The following is a 16,311-nucleotide window of genomic DNA, read 5'->3' on the forward strand; positions in this document are numbered from 1 at the left end:
GTTGGGGCGGCATCGATGGTGCGAATTGGCGCCGTCAGCGACAAGCGGCGTCGTCAGCATCGCGCCACTTGTCGCTGAGCGCGCCACCACCGTTCGCGCTCGTCGGAGAGAGCGCCACAACCTGGCTCACCGCGTCGGTGACAGCGCCACAAACACTCACGCTGCGTCGTTGACAGCGCCAAAAAGACACGTCAGGCCGCTCACCGCCCAAGAAGAGCATCAACTACCGCGCACCGCGCCAGCGGTACTCTGAGCGCGGCCGACCGCCGGTGCCGTAGTGCGCCACGCGCTCGACACTGCCGAGCTCAGCCAGGTGCTCAAGGTAGCGCCGCGCCGTCACGCGCGACATGCCCGCGACCTCGGCCGCTTCGGCTGCCGTCACCTGCGCCCGCGCGCGCACGACGGCGAGCACCGCCTGGAGCGACTGCGGCGATAACCCCTTCGGCAGCGCCGTCGGCGCCGGCCGCAGGGCGCCGATCATCGCGTCGATCTCAGACTGCGTCGCCGCGCCCGACGCGTTCCGCAGGCGCGCCCGATAGTCGCGGTACTGCGCGAGCCTCTTCCGAAAATCGGCGAAGGTGAACGGCTTCACGAGGTATTGCACGGCGCCGAGCATGATCACCTGCCGCACCACCTCGGGGTCGCGCACGCTTGTGAGGGCAATGACGTCGACCGGCGTCGCCTTCGCCCGCGCGTACCGCAGCACGTCGACCCCAGTGCCGTCGGGCATCGTCATGTCGAGCAGCACGAGGTCGATCGTGTCGCCGCCCCCGCCGCGGATGTTCGGGGCGAGCCGGTCGAGGGCGGCCCGGGCCCCGGAGGCCTCGGCCACGACACGAAAGCCGTCGATGCGCCCGACGTATTCGCGGTGCGCTTCGAGTACGAGGGGCTCATCGTCGACGAGCAGCACATTGATCACCGTTGACCCTCCTCCTGCACGGCACGGCCCGGCAGCGTCACCGTGAACAGCGTCGGTGCCTTGCTCACCTCGATCGTGCCGCCTGCGGCGTCGACGATCGATCGTACGAGGGCGAGGCCGATGCCGCGACCCGACGCGTCGGCTGGCTTCGACGAGACGCCCTCCTCAAACATCCGCGCCTCGATGCCGGGCGCGAAGCCGGGCCCGCTGTCGGCGATCGCGAAGACGACCGCGCCGTCCGCGCCGGGCATGATCGACACTTCGACCCACCGCGCCGCTTCGCTCTCGCCTGCCGCGTCGAGGGCATTGTCGATGAGGTTGCCGCACACCGAGACGGCGTCGACCGCAGTGAGTGTCGAGCGCGGTGCCGCGGGGTCGATCTCGATCGACCACTCGATGCCGCGCTCTGCCGCGGCTGACGCCTTGCCGAGCAGGAGTGCCTGCACAGCGGGCTCGAGCCGGCTGCCGTCGGCGGCGATATCGAGCAGCAGCTGTTGCCGCCCCGCGGTTTCGGTAAGGATGCTGATGGCCTCGTCGGTGCGTCCCAGCTCGAGCAAGCCAACGGCGGTGCGCAGGCGGTTGCCATGCTCATGGGCCTGAGCGCGCATCGCCGAGCTCAGCGTGCGCACCGACTCGCGCGATGACACGGCGTCGCGGATTGTTGAGGCCGGCAGGTCGCCGGCGAGTTGACGGATGCCCCGGCGCGCGAGCACCGCGCCGCCGAGGCCAAGCAGCAGTACGAACAGCGACACGATCGCGACCGTCGCGAGTCGCTGCGGCAGCCCGGCGTCGATGCTCCGGATCGTGATGCCGGAGGAGACCCAGCCGACGACCTGGTCGTCGTCGAGCACCGGCACGATCGTGCGGATAGAGGCCCCGAGCGAGCCAACAAACTCTTCGGAGAGCGGCTCGGGCGCATCCGGAATCGTGCCGAGGTAGTGCGCGCCGACCTGCGTGTCGGTTGGATGCGTGACGCGCGTTCCGTCGGGCCGCATGATCGTCACGAAGTCGAGGCCAGCGTCGTGCTCTACCTCGGTCACGACGGGCTGGAGGGTCTCGGTCGCGGCGTCGTCGTCCGCGAGCGCCTCACGCAAGAGCGGGAGTCGGCGAGCGCGATCGACACAGCGTGTGTCGTTGTCGTGGCGTCGCCGCGGGCATCGGCGAGCGCGTCGATGACGAGGTAGGTCGACGTGACCGCCATGAACAGGGCCGAGGCGAGCGCGACGAGCACGAATACGAGCGTCGCGGCGCTCCAGCGAAATCGTGCCATCAGACCCACCCCTCCCTCGTGTGCGGTCGACGTGCGACGTGCGCGCGAAGACCAATACGACCACAAGCGGAGCCCGCGCGCGTGCACACACCAGGGTAAAGGGCAGTACGGGTGCCCGCCCGCACGTGACAACGAAGTTCACAACGGAGGCAATGATGGCTCTCTCGAATCAGACACCCACGGGTGCGTCCCAGGATGCGGCAAAACCGCGCGGGATCGCCGGCTGGGACAAGCACACCTGGCTCTACGTTTCGGTGATTCTCGCGGTCGTGCTCGGCGTGATCGTCGGGCTCGCGGCGCCCGACTTCGCGATCGGACTTGAGCCGCTCGGCAAGGCGTTCGTCGGGCTCATCAAGATGATGATCGCGCCGATCATCTTCTGCACGATCGTCGTCGGCGTGGGCTCGATCGCCAAAGCCGCGACGGTCGGCAAGATCGGCGGCCTCGCGCTCATCTACTTCCTGGTGATGTCGACGTTCGCGCTCGCGATCGGCCTCGTCGTGGGCAACATCATCCACCCGGGCGACGGGCTGAACATGGCTGGCTCGACCTACGAGGCGACTGCCGAGGCGCAGGGCACGACCGACTTCCTGCTCGGTATCATCCCGACGACCTTCTTCGCACCCTTCACCGGCGAGAATGTGTTGCAGGTGCTGTTCATCGCGCTCGTTACGGGCTTCGCGCTGCAGGGGCTCGGCAAGCGCGGCACGCCGATCCTCGGCGTCGTGAAGCAGCTGCAGACGCTCGTCTTCCGCATCCTCAGCATGATCCTCTGGCTCGCCCCGATCGGCGCGTTCGGTGCGATCGCCGCCGTCATCGGCAAGACCGGCATCAGCGCGATCTTCAGCCTCGGCCTGCTCATGGTTGCGTTCTACATCACTTGCTTCCTCTTCGTCGTGGTGGTGCTCGGTACGCTGCTTTACGCGTTCACGCGGGTGAACGTGTTCCGCCTCATCGGCTACCTCGGCCGCGAGTACCTGCTTATCGTCGGCACGAGCTCGTCGGAGTCGGCGCTGCCGCGCCTCATCGCGAAGATGGAGCACCTCGGTGTCGCGAAACCCGTCGTCGGCATCACGGTGCCCACGGGCTACTCGTTCAACCTCGACGGCACCGCGATCTACCTCACGATGGCGTCGCTCTTCATCGCCTCGGGTATGGGCTCGCCCATGTCGATCGGTGAGCAGATCGGCCTGCTCGTGTTCATGATCATCGCCTCGAAGGGCGCCGCGGGCGTCACCGGCGCGGGCCTCGCGACCCTCGCCGCGGGCCTGCAGGCCTACCGCCCCGACCTCGTCGGCGGCGTCGGCGTCATCGTCGGCATCGACCGCTTCATGTCGGAGGGTCGGGCCATCACAAACTTCAGCGGTAACGCCATCGCTACCCTGCTCATCGGCACGTGGACGAAGCAGGTCGACATGGAGCGCGTGCGCCTCGTGCTCTCGGGTCAACTGCCGTTCGACGAGTCGACGCTCGGCGCCGACGACCACGGCGCCGACGAGCACGATGCGGCTGAGGATGCGGCGACCAAGCCGGGCGCGCAGCTCGAGCAGGCCGACTCGCGCTAACCACTACCGAGGTAACCCACAACAGGGCCCGGCCGGCGCAACCCGCCACCGGGCCCTGCTGTCGCGCTCTGCCGCCGCTACTTGACGACGCGGAAGGTCGCGGCGGCCGGATCGACCGCGCCGCGCACGTAGCCCATCGGGGCGGCGGCGACGGCTTGCAGGTAGTCGACGATCTCCTCGGTGATCGTCTCACCGGGCGTAAGGTTCGGGACACCGGGCGGGTAGGCCGCGAGTGAGTCGCTCGAGACGCGACCCACCGCATCCTTCGCGAGCACGACCTCGCTCGGCGCGAAGAACGCGTCGCGCAGCGACATTGCGCGGGGGCCCGGATCGACGACGCGGGCGGCGATCGCGTTGCTCGGCATCTCGGGCAGTGCGTCGATCGCGCGCATGAAGCGGTCAACATTCGCGGTGCGAGCGGCGCCGAGCACGAACACCACGGCCCCGTCGGTCGCGAGCTCGGGCACCACACGCTGCTCGTAGGCGAGGTGCTGGTACGTCTCGAAGCCACCGATGTTGCCCGAGCGGGTGTCAATGACGAGCTTGAACGGGTCGATCGCGATCGTGTCCTCGGCCGCGAGCTGCTGCTCGCGCGCCTCGGTGAAGCGGCCGTGTTCGGCGAGGCGCACCCGCAGTTCCTCGGCCGACTCGAGGCCGCGGTTGAACGCGGTGCTCGCCTCGGTGGCGAGGAAGCGACGGGTCTCGTCGAGCGCCGCCATAAGCAGCGCGCTCGAGCTCGTCGAGGTGACAACCTTCGAGACACGGTCGACCGCGGCGCCCAGGGCGGCCGCGTGCGGGCCCTGCCCGAGCAGTAGCATCGCCGACTGCGTGAGGCTGCCGGCGAGCTTGTGGGTGCTCGAGACGACGAGGTCGGCGCCGAGGCGAATCGCGTTCGTCGGCAGCTCGGGGTGGAAGCCGAAATGCGAGCCCCACGCCTCGTCGACGATAAGCGGCTTGCCCGCGTCGTGGGCGACCTTCGCGATCGCGGCGATGTCGGCGACGGCGCCCGAGTAGCTCGGGCTGACGACGAAGACGGCCGCGGCATCCGGATGCTCGGTGAGGGCCTCGGAGACCTGCTGCGGCGTGACGCCGCGCGCGAGGCTGAGGCGGAGGTCCATCGACGCCCGCATGAAGACCGGCTCGACGTTCGCGAGCATCATGCCGTCGATCGTCGACGAGTGGCAGCTGCGCTGCACGATGAGCTTGTCACCGAGCGTGCCGAGCGCGAGCATCGCGATCTGGTTGCCGGCCGAGGCACCGTTGGTGAGGAACCAGGCTCGGCTCGCGCCCCACGCATCCGCCGCGAGCGTGAGCGCGCGCTGCATCGTGTCGGGCGCGTCGCCGAGCGGAATCTGCGGGTCGGCGAGCGGAAATTCGGTGAGGATCATCGGGAAGTCGAGGGCGACGGCCTTCTCGCCGAAGACGCGGGTGAGATGCGTCGAACCCTCCGCGTCGGCGCCGTGGCCGGGCACGAAGTAGCGTTCGAGCTGCAATGACGCCAAGACCTGCAGCTGTTCGGAATAGGGGGCCGCGTATTGGGAGTCGTTTAAGGCAGTCATATGCAGATTTTTGCCCCACCTGTCGGTTTGGCACAAGCGCAGAAGTGTCGAGATCCCTCAATACTCCCTATGGTGGCTATGGGTGCTCGGCCCTAGGCTGCTTGTATGCTCGACCTTCGCCAGCTCTCCGTGCTCGACGCGATCGCCCGCACCGGCTCGCTCGCTGCCGCGGCCCGCGACCTCCACTATGGGCAACCGACGATCAGCCACCACCTGCGCGCGCTCGAGCGACACCTCGACTCCGAGCTTGTCGTCTCGGGCGCCACCGGCACGGCGCTCACGGCGGCCGGCGAGCTCATGCTCGAGCACGCCCGTGCCGTGCTCACCCGCCTGCGCGTTGCCGAACGCGACGTCGCCGAGCTCGGTCAGTCAGGCGGGCCCGTGCTGCGCATGGGTACCTTCGAATCGGCCGGCGCACGCCTCCTGCCGCAGGTGCTCGCGAAGCTGGGCACGGGTCGCACGGTGCAGGTCGAGCTCGTCGAGGGCGAGCCGCTCGGGCTGCAAGAGCAGCTCCTCGACGGCTCGCTGCACTGCGCGCTGCTGTACGACCTCGACGGCGACACCTCGGTGACCGACGCGGCGCTGCGCCAGCGGACCCTCGAGCGCGAGCCCTTTCGCATCATGCTCGGCGCCGACCATCCACTCGCTACCCAGGAGGTTATCGACCTCGCCGACCTCGCCGAGGCCGACTGGATTCGCTCGCGCAGCGTGCTCGAGGCCTCCGAGCGCGCGCTGCTCACGGCCGCGGGCGCGGCCGGCTTCGTGCCGAACACCCTCCTGCAGAGCGAGGACTACTCGCTCGTGCACGGGTTCGTCGCCGCGGGCGTCGGCGTCGGCCTCATCGTCGAGTCGGCGGTCGACACCCGCTACCGCGTCGTCGCGCGGCCGACGGTGCAAGACCTCGGGATGCGCCGGGTGCGCTTCGTCGCGACGGCCACCCCCGAGCCGGGTCGCGCCGCCGCCCTCGCGCGCCTCGAAGAGCTGCTGATCGAGGCAGCCGAGGTGAATCCCGCAGCATCAGTGGAGTAAATAACGACGTTCGTCGATGAGCGTGGCAGTATTGCCAGCACATCACCGTCGTAACGACGCGAAGCCGCAAGCCAGCGCCGTGCTGTCGAAGGGAAACGAATGTCGCAGCCGCACGTTGGACCGAGCATCGGCGCCCCGTTCAGCGAAACAGAGTTCATCGCGCGGCGCGACAGCGTGCGGCAGCGGATGCGTGCCGGCGGCTTTGACGCCCTGCTCGTGGCCGACCCCGCAAACCTCTACTACCTCACGGGCTACAACGCGTGGTCGTTCTACATGCCACAGGTGCTGTTTCTGCCGCTCGACGGCGAGCCGCTGCTCATCATGCGCGAAATGGATGCGAACGGCGCCCACCGCACCGCGACGACCTTCCCGCCAGAGCAGATCCTCGGCTACCCCGAGTCACTCATCCACCAGCCCGACTGCCACCCCGGCGACTGGATCGCGCAGGCCCTGCTCGATCGCGTCGGCACCGAGCCGCGCCGGGTCGGCTACGAGGGCGAGGCGCACTTCTTCACGGTGCGCACCTTCCTCTCGCTGCGGGCGCACCTGCCCGGCTGGCAGCTCGACGACAGCCAGGATCTCGTCGGCTGGGTGCGACTCGTGAAGTCGCCCGCCGAGATCGAGCTCATGCGCATCGCGGGCCGCGTCGCCACCTCGGCGATGACGGCGGGCCTCGAGGCGCTCGTGCCCGGCCGGCCGCAAAACGAGGTTGCCGCGGCGATCCAGGCCGCGCAGGCGCGGGGCGTCGACGATGCCGCGGGCGACTACCCGGCGATCGTGCCGCTCATGATGGTCGGCGCGGCCGCCGACACGCCCCACCTCACCTGGAGCCACGACCCGCTACCCGACGAGACCGGCGTTGCCCTCGAGCTCACCGGTGCCCACCGTCGCTACCACTCGCCGATCGCGCGCACCGCCTACCTCGGCACCCCGAGCGCCGAGCTGCGCCGCCTCGCCGACGCGACGACCGACGCGCTCGAGGCCGCGCTCGCGGCAGCGCGCCCAGGCGTCACGGCGCACGACGTGAGCGAGGCATTCACCAAGGTCCTCTCGGCCGCCGGCTACGAGAAGGCCTCGCGCCTCGGCTACTCGATCGGCATCGGCTACCCGCCCGACTGGGGCGAGCGCACCGTGAGTCTGCGCCGCGATGACCCGACCGTGCTCGTCGAAAACATGACCTTCCACCTCATCGCGGGCATGTGGATGCAGGGCTACGGCTTCGAGACCTCGGAGGCGATCCGCGTCACAGCGAACGGGGTCGAGACCTTCGCCGACGTGCCCCGCAACCTCTTGCTGCGGCCGAGCACGGGAGGCGGGGCGTGAGTATCACCGACGCAGAACAGGCCGTTATCGACCGGCTAGACGCCGACGCGATCGCCGAGCTCACGGCCGAGCTCGTGCGCGTCGGCGGCGAGAACCCCGGCGGCACCGAGGAGGCGACGGCGACGCGCCTCGCGTTCGCGCTGCGCGCGCTCGGCGCCGAGGTGGAAATGCAGACCGTCGAGCCGGGGCGCCCCAACCTCATCACTCGGATCGGTGACCACAGCCTCGGCGACGGCATCCTGTTTCTCGGCCACAGCGACGTCGTGCCCGCGGGGGAGGGTTGGACGCGCGACTCCTACGCCTGCCTGCGGGAGGGCGACGCGCTCTACGGCCGCGGCACGACCGACATGAAGGGCGGCCTCGCGGCCGTCGTCTCCGCGATGGCGGCGGTGAATGCCGAGCTGCCGCACCTGCCGATGACCCTCGTCGTCACGGTCGACGAGGAGCTCGGGGCGAAGGGCGTGCTCCACTACATCGAGCACGAGCCGGTCGGCAGCTACCGTGCCTGCATCGTCGCCGAGCCGACGAACCTCGTGACGATCACCGCGTGCCGCGGCGCGATGAACGTCCGCGTCAATCTCGAGGGTGCGAGCGCGCACGCCGGCAAGCCGGACGAGGGTGCAAACGCCATCGTCGCGGCGATCGAGGTGATCGCCGCGGTCGAGGCCGACGACGCGGCGTTGCGCCGCCACCCGCATCCCGTGCTCGGCAGTGGCACGTGGTCGGTCGGCACCGTCGAGGGCGGCCACGGCACGTCGATCGTCGCCGACCGCTGCACGCTCACGATCGACCGCCGCATCCTGCCCGACGAGCAGCCGGATGCTATCCTCAACAACCTGCTTGCGGACGCGCGCGGCAGGATCCGTGACCGAGCCCGTGTCGGCACCGACCGCATCCGCGTGAGCGGGGAAGTCGAGATGGTGATGCCAGGATTCGAAACGGAGCCGGAGTCCGAACTCGTGAACGCCGCGGTGCACGCGGTGCGCGACGCCGGCGGCGACGGCTCGGTGGGCGTGTGGACCGCAGCGTGCGAGGGCGGATTCCTGCACCGCCATCACGGCGTGGACTGCCTCGTGTTTGGCCCCGGAGACCTCACGACGCAGGCGCACCAACCCGACGAACACGTGCTCGTCTCCGACCTGCATCTCGCCGCCCGCGCCTACGCGCTCATGGCGGTGCGCGCCGCCCTCGCAGGCCAGAGCGCCGCCCAGAATTCCCACTAACCCGCAGCAGACCGACCCGACTCGTCAACGAGCAAGAAAGGATCGCCCCACCGAAACCCGAGCGCGCGCTGAGCGCGCACCAAGGCCGCAACGCGGCCCTGCGCCGAGAGGACATCCGATGACTGCGACCCCACCCCCGTACGACGAACTCCCACCCATCACGAAAGAGATCGACCTCACCGCGGTCCAGAAGAAACTGGCCCGCAAGTCGGTAGCCGGGTCGGCCCTGGGTAACGCCATCGAGTGGTTCGATTACGGCATCTACGGCTACCTCGTCACCTACATCGCCGCGCACTTCTTCACCTTCGGCGACGACACGGGCGCCTGGCCCACGATCTTCGCGTTCCTCACCTTCGCGGTGTCGTTCCTGGTGCGCCCGCTCGGCGGTCTCATCCTCGGCCCGCTCGGCGACCGCGTCGGTCGCCAGAAGGTGCTCGTGCTGACGATCATCATGATCTCGCTCGCGACCGCGGCCATCGGCATTCTGCCGACCTTCGAGCAGGTCGGCTTCCTCGCCCCCGTGCTGCTCGTGCTGCTGCGCATGCTGCAGGGCTTCTCGGCCGGCGGCGAGTACGCCGGCGCGGCCGTGTTCATGTCGGAGCACGCGCCCGACAACCGACGCGGCGCCTACGGCTCGTTCCTCGAGTTTGGCACGCTGCTCGGCGCGAGCTGCGCGGCGATCCTCTGCACCACGCTCACCGCCGTCGTCGGCGAACAGGGCATGCTCGACTTCTGGTGGCGCGTGCCGTTCTTCGTCACCCTCGCGCTCGGTGGCGTCGCGCTCTGGCTGCGGTCGAGCCTGCAGGAGTCCGAGACGTTCAAGCAGGACTCGAAGCACACCGACGAGAACGAGTCGGCGTTTAAGGCGCTCGGCAACCTCTTCAAGCACTACCCGAAGCAGGTGTTCAAGCTCTTCGGCTTCGTGATCCTCATCAACGTCGCGTTCTACATCGTGCTCACGTACATGCCGAGCTACATGGCGACGACGTTGGGGCAAGACCCGGTGGCGTCGAACTGGACGCTCGTCGCGATTCAGGTGGCCATGATGGCGGTGATCGTGCCGTTCGGGGCGTTGAGTGACCGCATCGGCCGCAAGCCGCTGTTGATCGCCGCGAGCCTCGGCTTCATCGTGCTCTCGGTACCCGCGGTGATGCTGCTGCAGATCGAGGCGATCTGGTCGCACCTGCTCGGCCTCGGCATCCTCGGCCTCTGCCTTGTCATGGTGATCTCGACGATCTCCTCGACGCTGCCCGCGCTGTTCCCGACCGCCGTGCGGTACTCGGGCTTCGCGATCGGCTACAACATCTCAACCGCCCTGTTCGGTGGCACCGCTGGCGCCGCGAACGCCTGGCTCGTTGAGGTCACGGGCAGCCCGCTCGTGCCCGGCTTCTACCTCGCCGTTGCGGGCCTCATCGGCCTCATCTCGGTGCTCACGTTTAACGAGACCGCGGGCCGGTCGCTGCGCGGCAACGTGATCCCCGGCAGCGACGATGAGAAGCGCGTCGCTCGCGGAGAGAAGCTCGTGGGCAAGATCAACACCCCCGCCTAACCACGCGGATGGCAACGGCCGGGCAGCCTAGGCTGCCCGGCCGTTGCCATCCGCAAGTAGGCTAAGGCGGTCGAAAGGAGCGGTGTGAACACGCAGCAGGCGGATGCGCCCGGGCGACGGCGGGCGCCGTGGCTGGTGACACTGCTCGCGATCGCCCTCGTCGGCGGGCTCGCGCTTGGTGCAGGCGCCGCCCGCATGGGTCTGCTGCCCGAGTCGGCGGCACCCACGCCGACCCCGACCGAGGTCGTCGTGCCGCATCCGACCGTGACGACCGGCTCGTCGACGCCGCGCACCTGCTCGATCGCCGACGACGTCACCTCGTCGGCCGCCCTCGACTTCCACGGCATCGTCGAGCGCGCCGACACCGGTGAGGTGCTCTTCGCGCGTCAGGAGGACGAGGCGACCCCGACCGCATCCGTCATGAAGCTCGTGACCGCGGTCACGGCGGTGTCGACGCTCGGCGCCGACACCCGCCTGCCCACCACCGTCTACCCCGGCACTGAGGCCGGCAGTGTCGTCCTCGTCGGCGGCGGCGACCCGACGCTGAAGTCACAGACCACGAGCTACTACGCGCAGGCCACGGCGTCAGTCGCCGAGCTCGCCGATGCCGTGACCGCGGCTGGCGGCGCGACCACCGTGAGCTACGACGACTCGCTCTTCACCGGCGACACTTGGCAGCCAAGCTGGAACGACGCCGACCGAGTCGACGGCTCGACCTCGGCGATCTCCGCGCTCATGATCGACGCCGGCCGCGCCGACCCGACGACCGAATATTCGCCGCGCACGCTGACACCATCGGAGGATGCGGCCGACGCCTTTGCTGCCGCCCTCGGCGCCGACGTCGACGACACGATCGGCATCGAGCCCGACAGCGAACCGATCGCTGAGGTCTGGTCGCCGACGGTCGAGCAGCTCGTCGAGACGATGCTGCTCGACAGCGACAACGTGATCGCCGAAGTGCTCGCGCGCCTCGTCGCGATCGAGCTCGGCGCCGGCAGCGACTTCGACGCCGTGGATGCGGGGCAGCAGCTCGCGCTCGACGCCCTGGACGTGTCGACGGCCGGCTTCGTCGGCGCCGACGGCTCGGGCCTCTCGCGCGACAACCGCGGCAGCGCCGCGACGATCGTCGGCCTGCTCGAGCTCATCGACGCGGGTGACGACGGCCTCGGGATCCTGCGCGACTACCTGCCCGAGAACATGCAGTCGGGCACGCTTGAGCAGCGCATCAACGGGGTGCCCGACGGCGCGGTACAGGCGAAGACGGGCTATACCGACCAGGTCTACGCGCTGGCGGGTTTCATGGTGCTGCCCGAGGGCGTGCAACTCACCTTCGCGCTCTTCGTCGCGGTGCCCAACCCCGAAACCGACGCGACCACGACGACCATCACGAACCGCAACGCGCTCGATGCGGCGGCAACGGCCATCTACAACTGCGGCATCGAGCTCACGAACCGATAACTCGCGCCCGAAAACCGGTGACTCGTGCCCCACGGCTCGATACGCTGGGCCTATGACGCGCGGACTCCTTATCGTCGATGTGCAGAACGATTTCACCGAGGGCGGTGCCCTCGCCTGCAGCGGCGGCGGCCAGGTTGCCCGAGACATCTCAGAACACCTGCGTCGCTACGGCGACGACTACGCGTGCGTCGTCGCCTCGCGCGACTGGCACAACGCCGAGGGCGACAACGGCGGGCACTTCGCCGCGACCCCCGACTTCGTCGACTCGTGGCCGGTGCACTGCGTCGCCGGCACCGAGGGCGCCGAGTTCCACCCCGACCTCGACACCACGGCGCTCACCGCCGAGGTGCGCAAGGGCCAGGGCAAGCCCGACTACTCGGCGTTCCAGGGGGTCGACGAACAGCAGCGCTCGCTGCTCGAGGTGCTCCGCGAGGCCGACGTGCACGAGCTCGACATTGTCGGCATCGCGACCGACCACTGCGTGCGTGCCTCGGCGCTCGCGGCGCTGAGCCTCGGGTTCAAGGTGCGGGTGCTGAGCGACCTCTGCGCGGGCGTCGCCCCCGAGTCCTCGGCGGCCGCCCTCGACGAACTCGAAGAGGCCGGCGCCGAGATCGAGTACGTCGGCGTCGCGTAGCCGCTACGCGAGCAACTGGTATTCGGCGAGCCGGCGGTAGAGCGGCGTCGTCTCGAGCAGCTGCTCGTGCGTACCGCGGCCGATGATGCGGCCGCCATCGAGCACGAGAATCTCGTCGGCGTCGACGACCGTCGAGAGCCGGTGTGCGATCATCAGCATCGAGCGGCCCTCCGAGACGGTGTCGAGGGCGCCGCGCATGAGCGCCTCGTTCTCGCCGTCGAGGGCCGAGGTCGACTCGTCGAGCAGCAACACCGGCGGGGCCGAAAGCAGCGTGCGCGCGATCGCAAGGCGCTGCTGCTCGCCGCCCGACAGGCGCACGCCCGACTCGCCGACCTGCGCATCCAGGCCCGCGGGGGAGCGGTCGACGACGCCGCCGAGGTTCACCTGGCGCAGCACGGCAACGCACTCGTCATCGCTCGCGCCGGGGTTGCCGAGCAGCAGGTTGTCGCGGATCGTGCCCGCGAGCGTCGGCGAGTTCTGCTGCACGTAGCCGAGCTGGTCGCGCAGTTGGGGTCGCTCGATCGCGCGGAGGTCGACGCCGCCGAGCGAGATAACGCCCGAGATAGGGTCATAGAAGCGCTCGATGAGCGCGAGCGAGGTCGACTTACCGGCGCCCGAGGGGCCGACGAGTGCGACCTTGTGGCCGCGCGGCACCGTGAACGAGACCTCGTCGAGTACGAGCGGCGACTCGACCTGCGTCGACTCGTCGATCATGAGCAGCTTGTCGGCGTCCTTCTGCGCAGCGCGGCCGCGAGCGGTGACGAAGCCGTCGAAACGGGCGGATGCGTCGGCGCGCGCCTGCGCGGCCCGCACGACCCGCTCGGGGTAGCGAAACGACACGTTCGCGAACTCGATCGCGGGGGCCGACGGCTCGGCGTCGACGTTGGCGGGCCCGCGCAGCGCGACGACGGCGCAGGACGTGCGGTCGTTCGCCTCCTCGTCGGGCAGGTTGACGATCTCCTCGATACGGCCGAGCGCGCCGAGCGCCGAGGCGACCGCCGAGATCGCGCCGAAGAATTGCGTGAGCGGCGCGATCATGAGGAAGAGGAACATGATGAACGAGATGAGCGAGGCGACCGTGAGGCTCCCCGCGGCGACGCGGGCGCCGCCGACGCCGAGCACGAGCACGAGCGAGAGCTGCAGGGCGAGGAATGACACCGGCACCATGACGGCCGAGATCGCGGCGATGTCGAGCCCGCGGCGGTACGCGCCCTCGGCGTCCTCGATCACCTTGCGCTCCTCGCGCTCGGTCGCGTTCGCGGCGCGCAGGGTGCGCATCGCCGAGATCGCCCGCTCGGTCGAGGAGCTGAGCTCGCCGACCTTCGCCTGGGCGGCGGCGGAGGCGCGCATCACGCGCCCGCCGAGCGCCACAACCACGACCGCCGAGATCGCGACGCAGGCGAAGGTGATGAGGAACAGCACCCAGTCGAGGATGAGCATGGCCACGATTGCGCCGGCGAAGGTGAGCACGCCGCCGATCGCCTCGATGAGGCCCTGCGTGAGGACGGCCCGCAGCAGCGTCGTGTCGCTGCCGACGCGCGAGACGAGGTCACCAGTGCGGCGCGCGTCGAACTCCGAGATCGGCAGGCGCAGGATCTTGCGAATGAGGTTGCGCCGGGCGTTGAGCACGATCGTCTCGCCCGTGCGCTGCAGCAGGAAGTGCTGCATGCCCGAGAGCAGCGCGGCGAGAATCACGACTGCGACAAGCAGCCACGCGATCCACCACTGCATCGCGCCCTGCTCGACCTGCTGAATGAGCAGCCCCATGAGCACCGGCTGTGTGAGCGAGAAGACGGCGCCGACGAGCGAGATGATGATGATCAGCGCGAGCATGCGCTTGTCGGCGAAAAGGTACGGCCACAGCTGCCGCAGCGTCGCGCGCGGCGCCGAAGAGTCGGTGCCGCGCGCGAAGGGGGATCGAGAGTTGCTCACGGCTAGTGCTTAGTGCCAGAGCACCGCGATGGCGATGTTTGCAAAGGTAAGCGCGCCGGCGGTCCACATGACGCCCGACGGCACCGGGTTCTTCTTGCGATTAAGCATGAGCAGCACCATGATCACGATGAGGAACAGCAGCTTCACCGTGAGCTTGATGCGGATGTCCATCGTCACGTCGTAGAGCGCCTCGTTGAGGCCGAACATGATGAGGCCCGTGAGTAGCGCAAGCCAGCCCGAGTGCAGCATGCCCGCGGGAATCGTGGCCTCGCCCTTGCCGATGGCCTTGATCTGCAGGAACCACCCGCCGAAGAGTCCCGCAACACCCACGAGGTGGAAGACGAGCAGGATGTCCTTAAGAATTTCCATGTCGCTATTCTACGAGTTGTCGAGCTGTTGGCGAGCGGCGAAAACCGTGGCCGATCAGGCGTCTTGTTCGTCCTCGATTGGGAGGTCGAGGTGGAGGAGGTGGCCCATTCGCTCGGCCTTTGTGCGCAGGTAGTGGTCGTTGACGGCGTTGCGGCCGACCTCGAGCGGCACGCGCTCGGCGACCTCGATGCCGTGCTCGGTGAGCGCGGCCTGCTTGAGCGGGTTGTTCGTGAGCAGCCGCACCCGCGTGATGGCGAGATCGCGCAGGATCGCGGCGGCGGCCGTGTAGTCGCGGGCGTCGGCAGGCAGGCCGAGGGCGAGATTCGCGTCGACGGTGTCGAGCCCCTCCCCCTGCAGGTGGTAGGCGCGGAGCTTGTTGACGAGGCCGATGCCGCGCCCCTCCTGCCCGCGCAGGTAGAGCACGACGCCGCCGTGCTCGGCCACAACATCCATCGCCGTGCGCAGCTGCGGGCCGCACTCGCACTTCATGGAACCGAAGGCCTCACCCGTGAGGCATTCCGAGTGCAGGCGCACGAGCGGCACATCGTCGCCCGGCACGTCGCCGATCAGGGCGAGGTGGTCGTCGCCGGTCTCGACATCGTGATACGCCCGAACGCGGAACGTACCGTGCACGGTGGGGAGGTGGGTCTCGACCTCGAAGCGAATATCGTCACTCACTTGCGGGTCACCAGATGCTCGACGCCGCGTGCGCGGTAGCCGATGCCCCACGCCGCGACGCGCCAGAACGCCTCGAGAATGATGTTGCTCGACATCTTCGAGACGCCGTGGATGCGCTCAACGAAGGTGATCGGTACCTCGACGACGGGGAGACCCTTGCGCTCGTACATCCACGCCATCTCGATCTGGAAGCAGTAACCGGCGGCGCCGATGTTGCTCAGGTCGAAGGTCTTCAGTGTCGCGGCGCGGTAGCCGCGGAATCCTGCGGTGATGTCGTTGATGCGCGACTTGAGCCAGACCTTGCAGTAGATCGACGCGCCCCGCGAGAGCAGCTGGCGCAGCAGCGGCCAGTTCTCGGTAGCGCCGCCCGGCACCCAGCGCGAGCCGATCGCGAGCTCGGCGCCCGCATCCAGCTGCTCGATGAGCTCGGGCAGCTTCGCCGCCGGGTGTGAGCCGTCGGCGTCGAACTCGAACAGGTACTCGTAGCCGCGTTCCTGGCCCCAGTCAAAACCCTGCAGGTACGCCGTTGCGAGGCCCAGCTTGCCGCTGCGGTGCAGCACGTGCACGCGGGTATCGCTCGCGGCCATCTGGTCGGCGATGTCGCCGGTGCCGTCGGGCGAGGCATCGTCGACGATGAGCAGGTCGATGCGGGGCGAGGCCCCGAGCACGCGCTCGGCGATCTCGGCGATGTTTTCGCACTCGTTGTAGGTCGGAATCACCACGAGCACATCGCCCCGCGTGGTCGTCGCCTCGGGCAAAGCGTGACGCGGGCCGTCGGTTTGGGATGCCATGGGCAAGTCGTC

General features: G+C 69.1%; 15 protein-coding genes. 7 read left to right on the top strand and 8 right to left on the bottom strand.

What is annotated here, in order from left to right; genetic code table 11:
* Positions 1 to 223: 223 nt before the first annotated feature.
* Genes EJL01_RS06935 through EJL01_RS13250 form a run of 3 tightly spaced genes read right to left on the bottom strand, consistent with a single transcriptional unit; the run spans position 224 to position 2,189 of the window.
* Entirely contained in the window at positions 224 to 919 is a 696-nt protein-coding gene (locus tag EJL01_RS06935) for a response regulator (protein WP_125106835.1), read from the bottom strand.
* On the bottom strand, positions 916 to 2,013 hold the full coding sequence (locus EJL01_RS06940; protein ID WP_241209132.1) for a sensor histidine kinase: 1,098 nt from the start codon (positions 2,011 to 2,013) through the stop codon (positions 916 to 918). The genes EJL01_RS06935 and EJL01_RS06940 overlap by 4 nt, the downstream gene beginning before the upstream one ends.
* Entirely contained in the window at positions 1,956 to 2,189 is a 234-nt protein-coding gene (locus EJL01_RS13250) for a hypothetical protein (protein WP_241209133.1), read from the bottom strand. The genes EJL01_RS06940 and EJL01_RS13250 overlap by 58 nt, the downstream gene beginning before the upstream one ends.
* A 155-nt stretch (positions 2,190 to 2,344) precedes the next feature.
* Here EJL01_RS13250 and EJL01_RS06945 point away from each other — a divergent pair, with 155 nt between their 5' ends.
* Positions 2,345 to 3,754 carry a cation:dicarboxylate symporter family transporter gene (locus tag EJL01_RS06945; protein WP_125106836.1) on the top strand — a complete coding sequence of 470 codons (1,410 nt, stop codon included), beginning with the start codon at positions 2,345 to 2,347 and terminating at the stop codon, positions 3,752 to 3,754.
* A 77-nt stretch (positions 3,755 to 3,831) separates the two neighbouring features.
* Here the strand turns inward: EJL01_RS06945 and EJL01_RS06950 are convergent, their stop codons facing one another.
* Positions 3,832 to 5,313 (bottom strand): aminotransferase class I/II-fold pyridoxal phosphate-dependent enzyme, encoded by a 1,482-nt coding sequence (locus EJL01_RS06950; RefSeq protein WP_125106837.1) that lies wholly within the window; start codon positions 5,311 to 5,313, stop codon positions 3,832 to 3,834.
* Positions 5,314 to 5,418: 105 nt separating this feature from the next.
* Here EJL01_RS06950 and EJL01_RS06955 point away from each other — a divergent pair, with 105 nt between their 5' ends.
* The 6 genes from EJL01_RS06955 (at position 5,419) to EJL01_RS06980 (ending at position 12,529) form a co-directional block, all read left to right on the top strand.
* A complete protein-coding gene (locus EJL01_RS06955) occupies positions 5,419 to 6,342 on the top strand; it encodes a LysR family transcriptional regulator (protein ID WP_125106838.1) in 924 nt (307 codons plus the stop codon).
* A 99-nt stretch (positions 6,343 to 6,441) separates the two neighbouring features.
* Positions 6,442 to 7,665 (top strand): M24 family metallopeptidase, encoded by a 1,224-nt coding sequence (locus EJL01_RS06960; protein ID WP_125106839.1) that lies wholly within the window; start codon positions 6,442 to 6,444, stop codon positions 7,663 to 7,665.
* Entirely contained in the window at positions 7,662 to 8,888 is a 1,227-nt protein-coding gene (locus EJL01_RS06965; protein ID WP_125106840.1) for a M20 family metallopeptidase, read from the top strand. Before EJL01_RS06960 ends, EJL01_RS06965 begins: the two co-directional genes overlap by 4 nt.
* A gap of 118 nt (positions 8,889 to 9,006) precedes the next feature.
* Positions 9,007 to 10,437, top strand: coding sequence for an MFS transporter (locus EJL01_RS06970; protein ID WP_125106841.1), 1,431 nt, complete (start codon positions 9,007 to 9,009; stop codon positions 10,435 to 10,437).
* A gap of 84 nt (positions 10,438 to 10,521) precedes the next feature.
* Positions 10,522 to 11,895: a D-alanyl-D-alanine carboxypeptidase/D-alanyl-D-alanine-endopeptidase gene (locus tag EJL01_RS06975; RefSeq protein WP_125106842.1), complete on the top strand. Its 1,374-nt coding sequence runs from the start codon at positions 10,522 to 10,524 to the stop codon at positions 11,893 to 11,895.
* 52 nt (positions 11,896 to 11,947) lie between these two features.
* Positions 11,948 to 12,529 (top strand): isochorismatase family protein, encoded by a 582-nt coding sequence (locus EJL01_RS06980; RefSeq protein WP_125106843.1) that lies wholly within the window; start codon positions 11,948 to 11,950, stop codon positions 12,527 to 12,529.
* A gap of 3 nt (positions 12,530 to 12,532) precedes the next feature.
* Here the strand turns inward: EJL01_RS06980 and EJL01_RS06985 are convergent, their stop codons facing one another.
* Genes EJL01_RS06985 through EJL01_RS07000 form a run of 4 tightly spaced genes read right to left on the bottom strand, consistent with a single transcriptional unit; the run spans position 12,533 to position 16,299 of the window.
* A complete protein-coding gene (locus EJL01_RS06985; RefSeq protein ID WP_125106844.1) occupies positions 12,533 to 14,461 on the bottom strand; it encodes an ABC transporter ATP-binding protein in 1,929 nt (642 codons plus the stop codon).
* Positions 14,462 to 14,470: 9 nt separating this feature from the next.
* Positions 14,471 to 14,830: a hypothetical protein gene (locus EJL01_RS06990; protein WP_125106845.1), complete on the bottom strand. Its 360-nt coding sequence runs from the start codon at positions 14,828 to 14,830 to the stop codon at positions 14,471 to 14,473.
* Positions 14,831 to 14,884: 54 nt separating this feature from the next.
* Positions 14,885 to 15,508, bottom strand: a complete 624-nt coding sequence (gene ribA / locus EJL01_RS06995; RefSeq protein WP_125106846.1) for a GTP cyclohydrolase II — start codon at positions 15,506 to 15,508, stop codon at positions 14,885 to 14,887.
* The gene (locus EJL01_RS07000) at positions 15,505 to 16,299 is read right to left on the bottom strand and encodes a polyprenol monophosphomannose synthase (RefSeq protein ID WP_125106847.1); all 795 of its coding nucleotides are present in this window, start codon (positions 16,297 to 16,299) and stop codon (positions 15,505 to 15,507) included. Before EJL01_RS07000 ends, ribA begins: the two co-directional genes overlap by 4 nt.
* Between the last annotated feature and the right edge of the window lie 12 nt (positions 16,300 to 16,311).

This window comes from Gulosibacter massiliensis, assembly GCF_900626105.1.
GTDB classification, from domain to species: domain Bacteria; phylum Actinomycetota; class Actinomycetes; order Actinomycetales; family Microbacteriaceae; genus Gulosibacter; species Gulosibacter sediminis.

Excerpts from the sequence above, each read along its gene's own strand:
- EJL01_RS13250 (WP_241209133.1), bottom strand. The coding sequence starts at position 2,189 with ATGGCACGATTTCGCTGGAGCGCCGCGACGCTCGTATTCGTGCTCGTC.
- EJL01_RS06945 (WP_125106836.1), top strand. The coding sequence starts at position 2,345 with ATGGCTCTCTCGAATCAGACACCCACGGGTGCGTCCCAGGATGCGGCA.
- EJL01_RS06950 (WP_125106837.1), bottom strand. The coding sequence starts at position 5,313 with ATGACTGCCTTAAACGACTCCCAATACGCGGCCCCCTATTCCGAACAG.
- EJL01_RS06955 (WP_125106838.1), top strand. The coding sequence starts at position 5,419 with ATGCTCGACCTTCGCCAGCTCTCCGTGCTCGACGCGATCGCCCGCACC.
- EJL01_RS06960 (WP_125106839.1), top strand. The coding sequence starts at position 6,442 with ATGTCGCAGCCGCACGTTGGACCGAGCATCGGCGCCCCGTTCAGCGAA.
- EJL01_RS06970 (WP_125106841.1), top strand. The coding sequence starts at position 9,007 with ATGACTGCGACCCCACCCCCGTACGACGAACTCCCACCCATCACGAAA.
- EJL01_RS06980 (WP_125106843.1), top strand. The coding sequence starts at position 11,948 with ATGACGCGCGGACTCCTTATCGTCGATGTGCAGAACGATTTCACCGAG.
- EJL01_RS06990 (WP_125106845.1), bottom strand. The coding sequence starts at position 14,830 with ATGGAAATTCTTAAGGACATCCTGCTCGTCTTCCACCTCGTGGGTGTT.
- EJL01_RS07000 (WP_125106847.1), bottom strand. The coding sequence starts at position 16,299 with ATGGCATCCCAAACCGACGGCCCGCGTCACGCTTTGCCCGAGGCGACG.